The sequence below is a fragment of the Anabaena catenula FACHB-362 genome (genome assembly GCF_014698735.1).
In the GTDB taxonomy this organism is placed as follows: Bacteria; Cyanobacteriota; Cyanobacteriia; order Cyanobacteriales; family Nostocaceae; genus Anabaena; species Anabaena variabilis_A.
Genome location: NZ_JACJTQ010000054.1, coordinates 1 through 17,150, shown reverse-complemented (window position 1 = coordinate 17,150; position 17,150 = coordinate 1). Strand labels below are relative to the sequence as shown.

The 17,150-nt window shown below is 38.2% G+C and carries 14 protein-coding genes and 1 rRNA gene; 6 read left to right on the top strand and 9 right to left on the bottom strand.

The genetic code is table 11. The features are described from left to right. The first annotated feature begins 643 nt into the window (after positions 1-643). Positions 644-2,368: an AarF/UbiB family protein gene (locus tag H6G68_RS23305; protein ID WP_190908793.1), complete on the top strand. Its 1,725-nt coding sequence runs from the start codon at positions 644-646 to the stop codon at positions 2,366-2,368. A gap of 23 nt (positions 2,369-2,391) precedes the next feature. Further along, the gene (locus tag H6G68_RS23300; RefSeq protein WP_127052245.1) at positions 2,392-2,766 is read left to right on the top strand and encodes a hypothetical protein; all 375 of its coding nucleotides are present in this window, start codon (positions 2,392-2,394) and stop codon (positions 2,764-2,766) included. Positions 2,767-2,882: 116 nt separating this feature from the next. Here the strand turns inward: H6G68_RS23300 and H6G68_RS23295 are convergent, their stop codons facing one another. From H6G68_RS23295 to H6G68_RS23265, 7 genes are all read right to left on the bottom strand, one after another. Then, a complete protein-coding gene (locus H6G68_RS23295; RefSeq protein WP_190908781.1) occupies positions 2,883-3,911 on the bottom strand; it encodes an Npun_R2821/Npun_R2822 family protein in 1,029 nt (342 codons plus the stop codon). A gap of 17 nt (positions 3,912-3,928) precedes the next feature. Then, a complete protein-coding gene (locus tag H6G68_RS23290) occupies positions 3,929-4,819 on the bottom strand; it encodes an Npun_R2821/Npun_R2822 family protein (RefSeq protein ID WP_190908780.1) in 891 nt (296 codons plus the stop codon). 4 nt (positions 4,820-4,823) lie between these two features. Continuing rightward, entirely contained in the window at positions 4,824-5,792 is a 969-nt protein-coding gene (locus H6G68_RS23285; RefSeq protein ID WP_190908779.1) for an Npun_R2821/Npun_R2822 family protein, read from the bottom strand. Between the two features lie 4 nt (positions 5,793-5,796). Further along, the gene (locus H6G68_RS23280) at positions 5,797-6,753 is read right to left on the bottom strand and encodes a glycosyltransferase family 10 domain-containing protein (RefSeq protein ID WP_190908778.1); all 957 of its coding nucleotides are present in this window, start codon (positions 6,751-6,753) and stop codon (positions 5,797-5,799) included. Between the two features lie 88 nt (positions 6,754-6,841). Continuing rightward, complete coding sequence (locus tag H6G68_RS23275) at positions 6,842-9,091, bottom strand: ABC transporter ATP-binding protein (RefSeq protein ID WP_190908777.1); 2,250 nt, start codon at positions 9,089-9,091, stop codon at positions 6,842-6,844. An 86-nt stretch (positions 9,092-9,177) separates the two neighbouring features. Beyond that, positions 9,178-10,350, bottom strand: coding sequence for a glycosyltransferase family 4 protein (locus tag H6G68_RS23270; protein WP_190908776.1), 1,173 nt, complete (start codon positions 10,348-10,350; stop codon positions 9,178-9,180). 71 nt (positions 10,351-10,421) lie between these two features. Next, the gene (locus H6G68_RS23265; RefSeq protein ID WP_190908775.1) at positions 10,422-10,700 is read right to left on the bottom strand and encodes a hypothetical protein; all 279 of its coding nucleotides are present in this window, start codon (positions 10,698-10,700) and stop codon (positions 10,422-10,424) included. A 286-nt stretch (positions 10,701-10,986) separates the two neighbouring features. Here H6G68_RS23265 and gloB point away from each other — a divergent pair, with 286 nt between their 5' ends. The 3 genes from gloB (at position 10,987) to H6G68_RS23250 (ending at position 15,266) form a co-directional block, all read left to right on the top strand. Continuing rightward, positions 10,987-11,760 (top strand): hydroxyacylglutathione hydrolase, encoded by a 774-nt coding sequence (gene gloB / locus H6G68_RS23260; protein ID WP_190908774.1) that lies wholly within the window; start codon positions 10,987-10,989, stop codon positions 11,758-11,760. Between the two features lie 240 nt (positions 11,761-12,000). Next, positions 12,001-12,459: a 50S ribosomal protein L9 gene (gene rplI, locus H6G68_RS23255; protein ID WP_190908773.1), complete on the top strand. Its 459-nt coding sequence runs from the start codon at positions 12,001-12,003 to the stop codon at positions 12,457-12,459. Between the two features lie 164 nt (positions 12,460-12,623). Continuing rightward, the gene (locus tag H6G68_RS23250; RefSeq protein ID WP_190908772.1) at positions 12,624-15,266 is read left to right on the top strand and encodes a replicative DNA helicase; all 2,643 of its coding nucleotides are present in this window, start codon (positions 12,624-12,626) and stop codon (positions 15,264-15,266) included. A 45-nt stretch (positions 15,267-15,311) separates the two neighbouring features. On the opposite strand, the gene H6G68_RS23245 is transcribed toward H6G68_RS23250, so the two are convergent. Together H6G68_RS23245 and H6G68_RS23240 are read right to left on the bottom strand one after the other, a co-directional pair. Next, positions 15,312-15,842 (bottom strand): FKBP-type peptidyl-prolyl cis-trans isomerase, encoded by a 531-nt coding sequence (locus tag H6G68_RS23245; protein WP_190908771.1) that lies wholly within the window; start codon positions 15,840-15,842, stop codon positions 15,312-15,314. An 80-nt stretch (positions 15,843-15,922) separates the two neighbouring features. Then, complete coding sequence (locus H6G68_RS23240; RefSeq protein ID WP_127052256.1) at positions 15,923-16,246, bottom strand: phasin family protein; 324 nt, start codon at positions 16,244-16,246, stop codon at positions 15,923-15,925. Positions 16,247-17,044: 798 nt separating this feature from the next. Between H6G68_RS23240 and H6G68_RS23235 the strand changes: the two genes are divergently transcribed. Further along, positions 17,045-17,150, top strand: a 16S ribosomal RNA gene (locus H6G68_RS23235); the annotation flags it as partial.

Here is a 17,150-nt window from a genome sequence, read left to right as displayed (position 1 = left end):
TACCAATAAATACACACTGATGTTTACCTTGATGATTTTCAGCCAGATCAGCTAAAAAAGTCTCTTTGCTTACGTATTATTTTATTTATTAGCATCTTTTGATGCAATTAACTACGGAGTCTATATTGTTGATTGTGGAGTAAAAATAATTTATATAATCAGCTTGTGCGGTGATCTCAAGTTATGCTGTTTGCTTATACTAAGTATAAAAAGTTGATAAAATATAAAGTTTCAATATTATTCTTTTATAAAGAATGATTAAGAAAATATAAAATACTCCAGATATTAGATAAATGTTTGTACTTTTATAAAGTATAATTAAGGAAAAGATAAACAAATCTAGGCAGTTCAGATAGCCTTAGTCTGCCTCATAAAGTACCTAGAAATAGGCAAAGCTTAATTCTTTCTTGTAACTAAAACCGAAAGAAGCTCCACATTTTATCCGGAATGGTAAATGAGTGGATAAGTTTACAGTGGGGCTGGATGCTATCTGCTGTATAGGTAAAAAAGCTAACATTATATAGCAATTAGTGTTAGCAAGTAGTCAAATCAAAACCTACTACTATCCTTGATGAGCAACCAGCTTGTGAGTCAGGAAAAAAGCAATAGTGTAAATTTCCCAGTTGAAGAGGCAAACAAAGGCGTGGGTCAGTATCAACCTGCTCAACTAAGGCAGTATAATCCAGAAGCGATCGCTCGTTACTATAGTTACCGTCCCTGGTTAGCTTGGGGCAGACTCCTGAGAATCATCCTCTCTTTTACAGGCTTTATACTAAGTCTCAAGTGGGATGAATGGCAAAATCAAACTGAGCAGAACAAGGGTAAACGAGCTACCCAATTGCGAGAACTGCTCACCCACCTTGGGCCTACTTTTATTAAAGTTGGTCAAGCCCTTTCCACCAGACCTGACTTAATCCGCAAAGATTTTTTAGCAGAATTGGTGAAGTTGCAAGATCAGTTACCACCTTTCGATAATGCCTTAGCTTACCAGATTATTGAAAGTGAACTAGACCGACCAATTCAAGAAGTATTTAGCGAACTCTCACCCAAACCTGTAGCAGCAGCTAGTTTAGGTCAAGTTTATCGGGGTCGTTTAATTAGTGGTGAAGAAGTAGCCGTGAAGGTACAACGCCCTAACCTACGTCCAGTCATCACACGCGACTTGTACCTAATGCGCTGGGCAGCAGGTTGGTTGACACCTTGGCTACCTCTCAATCTCGGTCATGACCTAAAATTAATTGTGGACGAGTTTGGGACAAAACTATTTGAAGAAATTGATTACATCAACGAAGGTCGTAACGCAGAAAAGTTTGCTAGTAACTTCCATGATCATCCTCAGGTCAAAGTTCCCTCTATTTATTGGCGTTATACCAGTAATCATGTTTTAACTCTGGAATGGATTAACGGCTTTAAACTAACAGATACCCAAAGCATTAGCGCAGCAGGTTTAGATCCAGAAACAATTATCCAGATAGGTGTTACCTCTGGATTGCAACAATTGTTAGAGCATGGCTTTTTCCATGCCGATCCCCATCCAGGTAATTTGTTTGCTGTCCCCGATGGCCGGATGGCTTACATTGATTTTGGCATGATGGATCAGTTGGAGGAAACTACCAAAGAGACATTGGTAGATGCACTAGTGCATCTGGTAAATAAAGATTACACCGACCTAGCTGAAGACTTTGTCAAACTGGGCTTTCTGGCTCCAGATACAAATATTTGCCCAATTGTGCCAGCATTAGAATCTGTGCTGGGAAATGCTATTGGCAAAAATGTCAAGGATTTTAACTTCAAAACTGTTACTGATGAATTCTCAGAATTGATGTATGAATATCCTTTCCGAGTACCTGCAAAATTTGCTTTAATTATTCGTTCCCTGGTGACACAGGAAGGTATTGCTCTCAGCCTTAACCCAAATTTTAAAATTGTTGAAATAGGTTATCCCTACATAGCACGGCGGTTGCTAACCGGGGAATCTCCAGCATTGAGGCGGCGGTTACTCAATGTGTTGTTTAAAAATGGTAAATTCCAATGGCAGCGGTTAGAAAATTTAATTTCCATTGCTCGCACTGATGAAGAATTTGATGTCTTACCTACAGCGAAAATGGGGTTACAATTCATACTATCCGAAGAAGGGAAATTTCTCCGTCGTCAGTTGGTTCTTGCTCTCACTGAAGATGACCGTTTGCACACAGAAGAAATGCAAAGGCTGTGGAATTTAGTCAAAAATGACTTACCACCGAATCGCTTATTAGATGTAGCGGTAGGTATTTTGACAGAGTTATCTAGGGAAGGCGTAGCTGCTATTTTACCAAACGCTACATCCTTTGCAGCCTTTACCATAAACCAGTCATCAAGTAAAAATTAATTTAATAACAATCAGGAGTTTTCATGTACTATTACCCTTTACAACCGCCATATTTCTTACTTTTGGCTGGATTTCTCACAGCATTAACTTCTGGTTTAGCATTGTCGGGAACTTTGAAAGTAATAGTGCAGAAATGGCCAAGTGATCCCCAAGAACCTATAAAATCTCGCTCTTCCTTAAAACAATTATTTGTGCCATTTATCGGCATCACTGGAGGTGTTTGTTTATTTATGTCTTCTGGGTTAGAAATCTTTGGCTTTCCATCTCCTTTAGCTTTAGGAGTTGGTTTACCTCTGAGTTTACTAACTTGTGTATTTGTTTGGTTGCAGTTGGGAAGTTTGCTGGAGTTTGCTAGAAGTCGCGGAATGCAATCTCTAGATTTAGATTCTTGGTCTTGAAGTCGAAGAAGACTAAATTAGCAGTGAAGCAGCCAACTAGAAGTCCTGACTATACAAATATAACCCGCGCAGGCGGGTTTTAAATCCTGAATTTTTCGTTTACATTTGTGGTCTTTTCAGTGAGCAATTTTATCTTTGAAGTTACGATATTTTAGCTTCAATCTATTGAATTTTTCCTGTACAAAACCCGCACTATTGCGCTGCAACTGAGTAAAAGGACTGGGACGGTTAAAAGATTGAGGACGTTGTTCTGGTGATTTTAAATATCGATAGTGTAAAAATACATCACGGTATGCAATATTCACATCTTCACCACTACACAGCCTAGTAAATTCTGAGGCAGATATACTCATATAATGAAGATATGTAATTGGTTGCCCTCGGTCATATAAGATATTATCTATAACATTAAATTGGGAAGACCAATGGCAACCTGTTGCTTGATCATGACAAGCATAGTTATAGTAAGAAATACCACTACGTAAAACCAGATAGTTGATAACTGTTTGATCAGAATCCCCCCAAGCTAGTAAGTCAGATTCTCCCGATTCTAATTTATCTAATAATTGGTCTAAAGTAGCCTGATCAAAAATGCTTTTCCTAGATGCGAACCAACCAGAACAAAAAATATCATTTCTGATATTCTGGCGTTGGAAAGTTTCTTTAAGCTTTTCTTCAGACCATTCAAAAATATATGTCAATTTTGATTTGTATTGAAAGTCATTTGTGATCCAATCGTACTCATCTAATTTCTGATAAACATCATCTAATGGTTTCATCAACAGCGTATCTCCATCAAAGAAAATAAACTTGTCAAAGGGTCCATCTAGACAGCAAAGTTTTCGATGTCTTTCTATACGAAAATTATCAGATAAACCACGTTCTCGCCAGAGCTTCAAAGCTCTAGTATGTGATTTCCAGATACGAGTACCAACTTCTTCCCAACGAGCGAGGGAAGCAGAATCATCAAACAAGGTGACATTATCTCTCGTAGCAATCTCTGCTTTTACCTTATCTAACCTATCATCATAGGGAATAACACAAACCGGAATTTCTCTACCAGCATTAGCTTCAATACTATTAAGTAAAGCCACTAATTGGTCATAAACCACATCATTAGCTAGGGTATAAATACCGTTAACCATAAAAATACTCCTCAATATTAAATTCGGTTAGGAATAAAAGGAAATAAGCGACGAGTGAGTTTAGGAATAAAGGCTAATTTGCCCTCATGTAGATAACGATAATGTTGCCATAATTGCCAATAAGGACTACCAGGTTTCATTTTTATACCAGCCCAATGTAAATATTTTAGTCGTTTCCCTTTGTCATAAAGGACATAATCTTGTTCTTGGAAATTACGAGAACCGCCCCAGCTACCCGGTCCACCACCGGGAATTTTGACGAGATTACCACGTTTAGCAATTAACTTGAGAACAAGATAATTTAAAATGGGTTGGTCTGTGACTCCTTCTGTAAAATCAAAATATTCTCGATGTGCTGCACATTCACTCAATGTGGCATCCATTTCTTCTTGACTGATAACACCCTTGCGCGAACCCCAAAAGCCACTATTAAAAACATCTTCTAGTTGAATATCTGTAAAAATTTGTTGCTCTTTTACCAAAGGAGAAAAGATATTTCTTAATTTGTCATTGGCATGATGATAATCACAACAGAAAAAATCTACTTCTGCAAGTTTTTCTAAGTTATCAGAGATTTTTTCAAAAACTACAATATCAGTATCAATATAAATAAACTCATCTAAAGGACCAAACCATGCTACTAACTTCCGCATTTTATTGGGTAAAGCCAGGAAATCCCGATCAAAAATCTCACCTATGCGATGGGTGAATTTTTCAATTAATTCTAAATCAGGGAAAATTTTGACTTGGTGTAATGTAGCAAGGGTATCAGCTACTCTGTGGTAGTTATCATTAAAAGGGATAAGATAAACTGTTACTTCCTGGTCATAATAACGAATACTATTGAGTAAGGCAATAGCATTTTCAATTACATGGTCGTTAGCAACAATATAAATTCCTCGACTCATATAGCTATCCTCTAAGTAATTTAAATTTTCGTAATGCTCTAGTCAGTAAACCTGGTGGAGAAGCGTCATAAGGACGAGGAGGATTTTTGAAAGATGGGCGTTTGTCTGGTTCATGCAGGTAGCGATAGTAGAGAAATAAATCTCGATAGGGAAATTCAATATTTTCACCTGCACATACTGCTTGATTAATCTTAGGGGCAATCCCAATATAATGTAGGTAGGTTAAGCGATTACCTTTGTCATATAAAATTTTCTCTTTTTCTTCAAAATGTTTAGAGGTGACGGTGCAACCTGTAACTTGCTGACTGGGTAAGTGTTGAGCTAAATTACAAATGCTGAGACCAGATCTCATAAACATATAGTTAATAACTGGTTGATCACCTGTGGCATAAAGGATTTCTCTTTCACCCGATCGTAGATAAGATATGAGTTTTGCTATTCTGTTTTCATCAAATAGACCTTTTTTAGATGCGTAAAATCCAGAACAGAATATTTCTTTTTCTAACCGCTCTGGACTGAAAATTTCAAATAATTTAGGATTGCTTATATTATAAACTTTATCTGGCTGTTTAAATTGAAAATCATAGACTATGCAATCATATTCATCTAGTTTTTGAAACACTAAATCTAGTGAATCCATCACTAAAGTGTCAGCATCTAGATAGACAAATTTATCAAAGGGTTCATCAAAGGCACAAAATCGTCGATGTCCGCCATAAATTCTGTATTTGCGGGTCATACTTGCTGGACTAGCCTCTAGCATGAATTGATCCCAACGTTGAATTGATTGTTGATTATCGTAAATAAATACATTGGGACGTTTGGCTATTTCCTCAGTTATCCGCTGTATTTGTTCATCAAAGGGATAGATACAAACTGGAATTTCTGAACCTAAAAAAACATCAATACTATTGAGCAAAGCTACCAGTTGATCGAAAACATAATCATTGCCAAGGGTGCAAATACCTTTCATATATTTATGAGTATTGAGCAACGAAGTTTGATAACCAATTGAGCAGATTTAGTTTGTGTAAGATAATTTGTCTGGCTTCGGCAATTGCATCTTTGGCAGCATACCACGCATCAGGTGTGGAAGTTACTTCTTGAATATAAGCAATACCTTTTTCGTCTAAACTAGGCAACCGCAAAAAGCTACCTGGTGGTAATAGTTTATCTGCCGCTGTTCCACCATAGTAAATAGGTAAACACCAAGCTAGTAAACTATCCCAAAGTTTCTCACTCACATACCAATCATTATGGGCATAGTTTTCAATTGCTAGATTATAGTAATATGGTGACATACCATACCACTTATTACCAAGTTCTCCTGATGTTTTTACCCATTTTTGTAAACCACGTCCATAGAAATCAACTTGCAGCCCACTAGATTGTAAAGATTGCAAAAAGTCTAAACGCTGACGATGGTTAGCTGTGCGATTAATTCCTGAGGTAATCCAACTACAGGTAGCTACTTTTTGTGGACATGGCATTTCATTCAAATCTTTAAAGGAATTGGAATGATACCAAATTGCTGGCATATAATCGGGCGTAGGAGCAAAATCATCAGGTCCAGAAACATAGTCGCAATAATTCTGAGCTTCTTGATAATTAAGCTGGTTGATTTCGACAATTTCCTCTAAAGGTGGTTCTCGCAACAAATAAATTATCCTTTCTTTGCTGACACCACGTAGTAGATCATGAATATTCAATTTTGGCTTTTGCTGCTTTTTTCGTAACCGCTCTAACAAAGATAGTGGTGGTGAGGGTTTAGGAAAGTCAAACTGATACATCAGCAAAAAATCTGGTTTTTGGGACAGAGCCTGCATTTGGATATTAGCCCAAACTCCAAATTGATGAGGGGTTTGTTGCCATAGCCAATCTGCTCTGGATTCCAAACCTTGATAGCTGCTAATCATACCTATAGTTTTAATCATGTCATCATTGATAATTTTTATTTGTCGTTGTAGTTATTCAATAGTTAAAGCAGGGAAAACGCATATCTTCTTAGAATCTTTAATAGTTTCAAAGTTTAATGCTATCTTCAAATTTTTCTAAATTACCGAGAAGATAAATAGCAGATTCATATGCTTCTGTAAGTAATTCATTTTGTCCTTCGGTTGAGTCTGTCAGGTTATCGGCTAGTGTGCGGAGACTGGCAAATATAGGATTTAGGCTGGAGCGAAATTCGTCAAACATATGACTAAAATTTTGATAATACGTAGTAATGTTGCTGTGATTTTGTTCGGCAATAGATACTAATTCTCCCTTGATTTGTCGATTAATTACATCATCGAAAACATCAACGGTATTGAGGATTCTCCATGCCGATTTGTAGGATTGTTCAAGTAACTCTTGGCGCTCTTGAGAATCATCTACCAGATCATCAAGTAACAAACCTAGCAACCCAATCATTGAGTTTAGTTGTGTGCGAATTTCGTAAGATATGCGTAGCAAACTCTGATTCCGTTTTTCGGGAGTGTCAGATTTACTGGCAAATTGCATAGAGTATAGGCGTGAATAGTAGCCCCCTTTTTTGAGTAGTTGTTCATGAGTTCCTACCTCTACGACGGAGCCTTGCTCCAAGACGGCAATTTGATCAGCTTTGCGGACTGTTGAAAGTCGATGAGCAATTACTAGGGTGGTGCGATTATGGCTCAGTTCATCAAGAGCGGATTGTACCAAGCGTTCCGAAACAGTATCTAAGGCACTAGTAGCTTCATCTAAAATTAGAATTTCTGGATCTTGAACCAATGCCCGTGCGATCGCTAATCTTTGCCTTTGCCCACCTGATAACATCACGCCTCGATCGCCTATTAGGGTATCAAATTGTTGGGGTAACTTGCTAATAAATTCATAGGCATTAGCCCGCTTTGTTGCTGTGATAATTTCTGCTTCTGTTGCTTCTGGTTTAGCATAGGCAATGTTATTTCGCACCGAATCATTAAAAAGAAACGTGTCTTGACTAACTATTCCCATATGCTTTCGCACAGAGGTTAAATCCAAATCTCGCAAATCTATGCCATCAAAGGTAATACAGCCACTTGTAGGATCATAAAATCTTGGCAAAAGGTCTGCTAAGGTGGATTTCCCAGCCCCAGAACCGCCTACCAATGCTAAAGTTGTGCCACAAGGTAAATATAAATTTACATCTTTGAGTACCTGTTTTTCATTGCTAGTATAGGCAAAAGAGATTGATTTAAATTCAATTCCTTGGCGTAATGTTTTGTAGGGAAGTTTACCGTTACCCATAAACGGTTTATTTTCTAGCCTTAAAAATTCACTAACTATGGTGACACTGGTAGAAATGCTGGCAAAGTTGCTCCGAAGTGTATTTAATTGAGAAATTAGTGGTAGCAATCGCAACAGCACTAATAAATATGTCAGCAGTACGGTAGAAAGGGCGGTAATTTTATCAGCAAATAAAGTCCTACTTAAAAAAACAATCATCACTAAGCAGGTGACTCCCATGAATTCGCTAAGGGGAGCTATTGCTTCTGAATTAATTTGAGCTTGAAAATCTGCTTTTTCACGAGTTCTAATTAAATTTTTAATGCGGTTATATTCTCTAGTTTCATTACCTGTTGATTTAACTAACCTAATTCCGCTCAGAGTTTCTAGTATGGCGATTGAATATGCTTTGGACATCTCACTAAGTTGTTTACCAAACTTTTTAGAACGAGAAATGAGATGTTGATTAAGCAAGGTTACTACCGACATTAAAGCCGTTGCGGCAATTGTTAGTTGCCAAGAAATTGACAACAATAAACCAACGAAAACTAAAATAGTAATTGATAGGGTAGTTAACCTGATTGTATTACCTATGGCAGTAGAAGCACGACCCATTTCTCCGCCTAAGCGATTAATTAAATCGCCTACTTTAGTTTTAGTATAATAATCAATATCGACATTTATTAATATACTGAGTCCAGCTTCTCGCATATCCGAAGTGATCCTCCGGTTCAAAGAACTTGATGTCAACGAACTAGTATAGGAAGCTAAATTCTTTAAAGCAATTGTGCCTATTATCGCCCCTGCCATGAATCCAATTTGGTAATTTTCTGGCACATTGTTAAACGGATTCATGATTGCTTTAAGAATACCGGGAGCGCCTTGAAAGTCTACTTCTTGTCCTACTATTCTTAAAATTACTGGCACAATTAGCGCTGTGCTAATACCATTAAATAAAGCTCCAGAAAATCCTAATAATATTGTTAATACAATTAACCTTGGATAAGGTTTGGCAAATCTTAGTAGTAGTTTTCTGGTAGACATTGGGTGTGATTATATGAAAAATACAGTTATTTTTAACAAAGATAATCTAGTTCTTAATTCCTTTATTAATTATTTCTCATCTCTATTTACAAATTAGCGATGACTGACTCAAGTACAGAAGACATAGAATCGATACTATATTTGGCGACACATCTGTCTCTTGCTTTGAGCGCACGTTGGTTAGCTGCATCTAAATCCTCAAATATCAATTTAATCTGTTCTGCAATTTGTGCAGGCGATTCAGGATCAACTAAATAACCAGTTTCATCTAAAATTTCGGGAATATCTCCTACACGTGTTGCTAATACGGGTTTAGCCATTGCCATTCCATCTGTTAACTTGAGGGGAAATTGAGCTAAAGCTGCGGTTGTATTTCTTTGTGGAACAATGATTACGTGGGCTGCTGCCACAATTTTAGGCATTTCTGTAGCTGGATATTTTGGTAGTTTTATAATCCAACGTCCCCATTTTTCTGAGAGTTGAGCATCATAGTCATCATAAGGGCTTCCACCTACAATCACGAGTTTTAAATCTGGTTCATTAAGAAGTTCGAGTGCCATTAACACGTCTTCTACACCTTTATATGGTCTAGGTGCGCCAGGAAACATTAAAATTCTATACCCTGATAGTCCATAGTCAACTCTACTTTTTTCTGGATCATGGTGATTGGGATTAAAAAGTTCCGTATCTTTTCCATTTGGTAAATATACGCCCCCAAATCGCTCTTGTAAAAATTTAGTATGAATTGTAATAGCGTTTGCTTTGTGAGTCATTCCTTCCATCATTTTTAAATAAAACGGATTATCTGGCTGTCTCAAAGCCCCATCCGGTTTAAAAATGTCCCGATAAAGCTGCTTTGGGGATACACTATATTGCCATTTTTCACCACCATACCAACTTAATTCCCAGTCGTCTATATCTAAAACTATAGGTTGATTAGTTTTTAATTTTTGCAGTAATGCTAAACCAAAAGTTGTCGGTTTTGGCCTCATAGCATAAATAATATCCCCATCAAGTTTTTTCAAAAGCTGAGAAGCTGATTTCAGGAATTTTGGGTAGTTATAGCCCTGAAAGTAAGTAACCATAATTTCTGATTTAGGAATTACGGCTGCTTCTTGTCCAAAGATAAATCCTAATATTTCGACTTGATGATTAAGTTTTTGCAAGGCTTGTGCTAACAGAAAAGAACGAACAGATCCGCCTCCCCATCTTCCTGCTCCAGAACTCGATAAATCACTGACAACTATAGAAATTTTCAATTTTTGTATTCTCTCCTCTCAGTGCAAAATTTTTAATTTATTTATAATCGAAAATATCCTCTTTATAATTATCATTCCTCGCAACTAACAGTTTTATAAAAATATTTACCATGTTGATAATTCTGGCAGTCTTCTGGACGAATATTTACTCCTATAATGATGTCAATTTGGTTGCAAATATTGGAAATTAGCACTACTCTATTTGCTTGATATTTTGCTAATGGTTGTAAATAAGTAAGTATTTTATCTTTAGCCTTGCTAATATGGAAAATATCTTCTATGAACCACCCATCACAAAAAAGCCAGCCTTGAAAAAAGGTGATTGAGTTAAGCTGGAGTTGTTCGACCATATTGGAATTACTCCAATTAAAAGGTTTATCTCTGTTAAATATTAATTGTGTTAAATAGTTCGCATATATATAAAGTTGCAATCTAGGTTAACATTGGTAAGTATATAGATACTATCCTGGGTAGTATTGCATAACCAAGAAGGTATGATTTTATATTATTGTACCAGGCATTTTTTTATTTGTATTTAAAGTAACGGTAATTATTGGCAATTTTGTGTGAAGTTATGTAAGATCAGGGTAGTGAGTTATATTTAATACTAAAGTTTACTGAATAGAGGACAAAGAAATGCAAGTAATCCGTCTTGAGGCACTTTCTGACAACTATATATTTTTGCTACACGATTCACTGCAAAATATTGCTGCGGTTGTTGATCCGGCAGAGGCTGAACCTGTTTTACAGCAACTAGCACAACTGAAAGCTGAGTTGGTAGCAATTTTCAACACACACCATCATCATGATCATGTGGGTGCTAATCAGCAGTTAATGCAAAAATTCCCCCAATTAGTAGTTTATGGTGGAGTTGAGGATCGGGGAAGGATTCCTGGACAGCAGGTATTTTTGGAGCAAGGAGATCGCGTACAATTTAGCGATCGCACTGCTGAAGTATTTTTTGTTCCCGGACATACCCGCGCTCATATCGCTTACTACTTCCCACCAGTAACAGCCCTGGAAACAGGGGAATTATTCTGCGGTGACACTCTGTTTGCTGGCGGTTGTGGTCGCTTGTTTGAAGGGACACCAGCCCAAATGGTAGAATCCTTAAGTAAACTTCGAGCTTTACCTGATAATACTCGTGTTTGGTGCGCCCACGAATACACCTTAAGCAATTTGCGATTTGCTCTTACCGTTGATAGCGATAACAGCGATTTACAAAAACGTTACGATCAAGTTAAGGCTATGCGCGATCGCCAAGAAGCTACAATTCCCTCACTACTAGAAATCGAAAAGCTTACCAATCCCTTTTTGCGTTGGGATCAACCATCATTGCAATTAGCGGCAAACAGCAATGAGCCAATTCAAACCTTTGCGCGTATTCGCGGAATGAAAGATAAATTTTAGTAATTAGTCAGCAGTGAAGAATAATTTGTTCGCAAACCACCGTAATTTCCTGCTAGAATTCTTTGATGCCAACAGGTTTTTAATGTTTTTGGCTTTTTAGTATTGCGATCGCCCCCTGCATTTCGCTACGATCTGTAAGCTTTGGGGTTTTGGCAAAGTCGCTTGGGGTCAAGCTACACTCATGTGAGCTATCCTACTAACACCCAAATTAATCATATTTTACAGGAAAAACGCAAGAAGATGGCGAAACGTGTGCAGTTAGTTTTAAATCAAGATATTACCAAGCTGGGAAAATCCGGCGACTTAGTTGACGTAGCTCCCGGCTATGCTCGTAATTATCTGATTCCCCAAAAATTGGCAACTCATGCCACCCCTGGTATTCTCAAACAAGTAGAACGCCGCCGCGAAAAAGAACGTCAGTTGCAATTAGAACTGAGAGCGCAAGCAGAAGAGCAAAAAGCAGCTATAGAAAAAGTTGGTAGCTTGAAAATTGCCAAGCAAGTTGGTGAAAACGAAGCTATCTTTGGTACAGTTACAACCCAAGATATCGCCGAAGCAATTCAAGCGGCTACTGGTCAAGAATTAGATCGGCGTGGTATCACGATTCCTGATATTAATCACTTGGGTACTTACAAAGCTGAAATTAAGCTACATTCTGAAGTAACAGTACAAATTGACATTGAAGTAGTTCCTAGCTAATTACTGCTTGCTTTGTCACCACAGATGAGTCATCTGTGGTTATCCTTTTTTGCGGTTGAGGCGAGGAATTTAGTAGGAATTAAGATAGCCTCAAAAGCCTCCACCGTAGATTTTGGATTACAAGGGTGTATTGTTAAACCCTGCCGAACAATCTAAAATCGCTTATGGCTGAAGAATTAAATTTTCAAAGTGATGCTAGTAATCGCCTCCCACCCCAAAACATCGAAGCAGAAGAAGCGATTTTGGGGGGAATTCTACTAGATCAGGAAGCAATTACTCGAGTTAGCGATCGCCTCGTTCCCGAAGCTTTTTACATTAGCGCTCACAGAGAAATATATCAAGCAGCGCTGCGTCTTCATGCTCAAGGTAAACCCACAGACTTACTTTCCCTTACCAGTTGGCTAACTGATAACGACAAGCTTACACTCATCGGTGGTAGAAATAAATTAGCAACTTTAGTAGATCGCACAGTTTCAGCCGTTAACATTGATGCATTGGCAGGATTAGTCGTTGAAAAATACCTGCGACGGCAATTAATTAAAGCTGGTAATGAAATTGTCCATCTTGGTTTTGAGACAGAAACCGAATTACCCATCGTTCTTGATCAAGCAGAACAGAAAGTTTTTGGCGTTACTCAAGAAAAACCCCAATCAGGTTTAGTTCACATTTCTGATACCCTGATTAATACCTTTCAAGAAGTAGAAAAGCGGCATGAAGGCATCGCTTTACCAGGTATCCCCTGCGGTTTTTATGATTTAGATGCTATGACCACAGGTTTCCAGCGCTCTGATTTAATTATCGTTGCTGGTAGGCCATCAATGGGGAAAACCGCATTTTGCCTGAACTTAGCGCACAATATCGCCGCTGGTTACAAATTACCAGTCGCTGTTTTTAGTTTAGAAATGTCCAAAGAACAACTAGTACAGCGACTATTAGCCAGTGAAGCAGGAATTGAAACTAGTTATTTACGCAGCGGACGCATCAGTCAAACTCAGTGGGAACCTTTAAGTCGTGCAATTGGTAATCTTTCCGATATGCCAATTTTTATTGACGACACCGCCAATATCACAGTTACGCAAATGCGAAGTCAAGCGCGACGACTTCAAGCCGAACAAAATATGCAATTGGGATTAATTGTGATTGATTACTTGCAATTAATGGAAGGAGGCGGTGATAATCGGGTTCAGGAATTATCAAGAATTACGCGATCGCTCAAAGGTTTAGCCCGTGAATTATCTGTACCAATTATAGCCCTATCTCAGTTAAGCCGAGGCGTGGAATCTCGCACCAACAAACGCCCGATGTTATCTGATTTACGTGAATCGGGTTGTTTAACAGGTGATAGTCTAGTCACATTGGCAGATAACGGATTACAAGTCCCAATTAAAGAATTAGTATGTAAATCTGGTTTTGCAGTTTGGGGACTGAATGAAAACACAATGAAGTTAGAAAGGGCAATTGTCAGCAATGCCTTTTCTACAGGTGTGAAACCAGTATTTACCTTGAAAACTCGATTAGGAAGAAAAATTAGAGCGACAGGTAATCACAAATTCCTTACAATTAATGGTTGGAAAAGACTTGATGAGTTAAGTCCTAAACAACATCTATGTTTACCAAGACATCTACCTATTTCTGGTAAACAAACCATGACTTATGCTGAGGTTGCATTATTAGGACATTTAATAGGTGATGGTTGTACATTGCCACGTCATGTCATACAGTACACCACTAGAGAGTTAGATTTAGCTGAGAATGTTAGTTTCTTGGCAAGAGAATTGTTTGGAGATACAATTGTTCCCAGAATTTCACCTGAACGTGGTTGGTATCAGGTTTATTTACCAGCAGCACAACCCTTAACTCATAGTGTTAGAAATCCAATAGCCAAATGGCTAGACTCTCTTGGAGTTTTTGGTTTAAGGTCTTACGAAAAGTTTGTGCCTCAAGACTTGTTTTCACAGCCCCAAGAGTTAATGGCTTGCTTTCTGCGGCATCTGTGGTGTACAGATGGTTCTATAAAGTTGCTTGCTGGCAAAAAACCAAGACCTATTGCATATTATGCAAGTAGCAGTGAAAGACTAGCGTTTGATGTTCAGACACTTTTATTAAGATTGGGCATTAATGCAAGACTGAAAATGATTCCTCAGCTTGGTAAAGGCAGAAATCAGTATCATGTCACAATTACAGGCAAAATTGATCTTGAGTTATTTATTCAAAAAGTTGGTGCAGTAGGAGAGTACAAACGAGCATCATTACAAGAAATCTCTGAACACCTCGAAAATTGTAGTCATAACCCTAACAGAGATGTAATCCCCAAAGCGGTTTGGAAAACACAAGTTGTACCTGCAATGCAAACTCTTGGTATGACAACACGAGAAATACAATCGCGCCTTGGACAATCATATTGTGGTTCTACACTTTACCAGGCAAATTTAAGTCGAGAAAGAGCATTCAAAGTTGCGAATATTGTTGAATCAAGTGAGTTACTTGCCCTTGCCAACAGTGATGTATATTGGGATGAAATTGTGGCAATCATACCTGATGGAGAAGAAGAAGTATTTGACTTAACAGTTTCTCATTTGCATAATTTTGTAGCTAATAATATCATTGTTCACAATTCAATTGAACAGGACGCAGATTTAGTAATCATGCTATACCGTGATGAGTATTATTCACCAGATACACCAGATCGGGGAATAGCAGAAGTAATAGTGGCTAAACACCGTAACGGACCAACAGGTACGGTTAAACTTCTATTTGATCCGCAGTTTACAAAGTTTAAAAACCTAGCTCGACCAAATAATTATTAATTGGGAATTGGGAAAAAGTTTTTACCAGTTCCCAGTCCCCAGTGATTACTTAATCTCCAGTAATTCAACATCAAAAAGCAAAGTAGCATTAGGTGGAATAACTCCACCAGCGCCCCGCGCACCATAACCTAACTCTGGAGGGATGATTAGCTGACGGCGATCGCCTACTTTCATCGTACTCAGTCCTTCGTCCCAGCCTTTGATTACCTGTCCGATACCAATTTTAAACTCGAAGGGTTGTCCGCGATCGCGTGAACTATCAAACTGCTTACCATTTTCTAACGTACCAACATAATGAACCACAACCGTTTGTCCTTTTTGAGGAGTCGCTCCCTCTTCTTTCCCCTTTGCTAACTCAACATACTTCAGTCCAGAGGGGGTAGCTACGACATTCGCTTCCGACATAGTATTGCTCGCTATGAGATTATTGTTTTCTTCCATTACAGTAGTAGATGCTGGTAGAGTTTGAGTTAGTTGAGACGCAGTAGCACTATTTTTAGAATCGCCAACTTGCGCTAATATCAAAGCTCCAACACATACCAGCATAAACATGACGCTGAGTAAAATTCCTTTCAAAATTAGCACTCCCTATATAGGTAGTTTGGTAATCAGATTACCAACAGCACAAAAATCAGTTTAAATCAGAAACGGGCTTCTTAACGCCAAAGCTTATTTTCCAAGTCTCGTACTTGACGCTCTAAACGGTCTATTCTCCCTCGCAATTCATCTACCTCTGACTGACGAGCCACCCCCAAATCTTGCATCATGTTTCGCATTTGTCTTTGCATTTGCACGTCCCAGTTACCTTGCTCTGACTTTAATTGCTCTACAATGTCATCCATTACCGATTTGGCTTGCTCAGGATTTAACTTACCATCCTTCACCAGTTCCTCGCTTACTTCCTTGAGTTTGTCTGCTACCAAAGAGGTTGTGCCAATACCCAGCATCATTATTTGTTGCAACCAGTTGTTGCTGTCCATACTCCCTTCCTGTTACTTGTTTCTAACCAGCAGACCTTTACTCCTTACTCTACCCAACACAGCTATGCTGGAAGCGTAGTTATTCTAGCCTACAGATCTATTTTGGCAAATTTGGAAACATAAGAAATGAAAAGATGTAGTTAGGGAAATACTAAACCCAGATTTCTCAGCTACAGCGCCCTAAAATTTTTTCATCTCTGACACCGCCTAAATTTTCAAAAAAACGTCTCATAACAGAGGTGGTGGTTTTTCACATAGAGCAGGAGTCAGGAGTAAAACCGCTTGATACTTGATTATTTGATTAAAATTTTGTACTTCATTTACCTGCAATCTGCTGTATCTATGGAAATTAGAGTAAAACAGAAGCTGACTTTGGGTTATGGCAGATTTAGAGGTAATAATCCTGAAAAATCTGGGCTTGGCTTCCCATATTGAGACATAAACCTATTTTTCTGAGATATATGGTGATTGTTAACGATTATGGGTTATGGGGGAGATGTGTATCCCCCTATGAATGATATTATCCCTTACCAGACAAGGCTTGTGTCTTCATCTATCTAATCTATATATAGAAGTCCAAAAAAAAGTTTATTGAACCCCTTGACAAGAAAGAAGAGAGATTGCTATATTGATTGAGTGAGGGCAAGCGCCCAAACAACTGAACCGAGAAAAAATAATACTTTGAAAGAGTAAAAACGATAATACCTCGTCATAAAAAAATCAACTGAGAGATTCTTGAAAGAGATAAAGAGAGTCTGGAAGTTAAGAAATTGTAGAGCTACAAACTCGTGACACAACAAAACGGAGAGTTTGATCCTGGCTCAGGATGAACGCTGGCGGTATGCTTAACACATGCAAGTCGAACGGAATCCTTAGGGATTTAGTGGCGGACGGGTGAGTAACG

Coding starts and splice junctions, on each gene's coding strand:
- H6G68_RS23295 (WP_190908781.1), bottom strand. CDS start 3,911: ATGGTTAACGGTATTTATACCCTAGCTAATGATGTGGTTTATGACCAA.
- gloB (WP_190908774.1), top strand. CDS start 10,987: ATGCAAGTAATCCGTCTTGAGGCACTTTCTGACAACTATATATTTTTG.
- H6G68_RS23300 (WP_127052245.1), top strand. CDS start 2,392: ATGTACTATTACCCTTTACAACCGCCATATTTCTTACTTTTGGCTGGA.
- H6G68_RS23275 (WP_190908777.1), bottom strand. CDS start 9,091: ATGTCTACCAGAAAACTACTACTAAGATTTGCCAAACCTTATCCAAGG.
- H6G68_RS23290 (WP_190908780.1), bottom strand. CDS start 4,819: ATGAGTCGAGGAATTTATATTGTTGCTAACGACCATGTAATTGAAAAT.
- H6G68_RS23240 (WP_127052256.1), bottom strand. CDS start 16,246: ATGGACAGCAACAACTGGTTGCAACAAATAATGATGCTGGGTATTGGC.
- H6G68_RS23280 (WP_190908778.1), bottom strand. CDS start 6,753: ATGATTAAAACTATAGGTATGATTAGCAGCTATCAAGGTTTGGAATCC.
- rplI (WP_190908773.1), top strand. CDS start 12,001: ATGGCGAAACGTGTGCAGTTAGTTTTAAATCAAGATATTACCAAGCTG.
- H6G68_RS23265 (WP_190908775.1), bottom strand. CDS start 10,700: ATGGTCGAACAACTCCAGCTTAACTCAATCACCTTTTTTCAAGGCTGG.
- H6G68_RS23250 (WP_190908772.1), top strand. CDS start 12,624: ATGGCTGAAGAATTAAATTTTCAAAGTGATGCTAGTAATCGCCTCCCA.
- H6G68_RS23285 (WP_190908779.1), bottom strand. CDS start 5,792: ATGAAAGGTATTTGCACCCTTGGCAATGATTATGTTTTCGATCAACTG.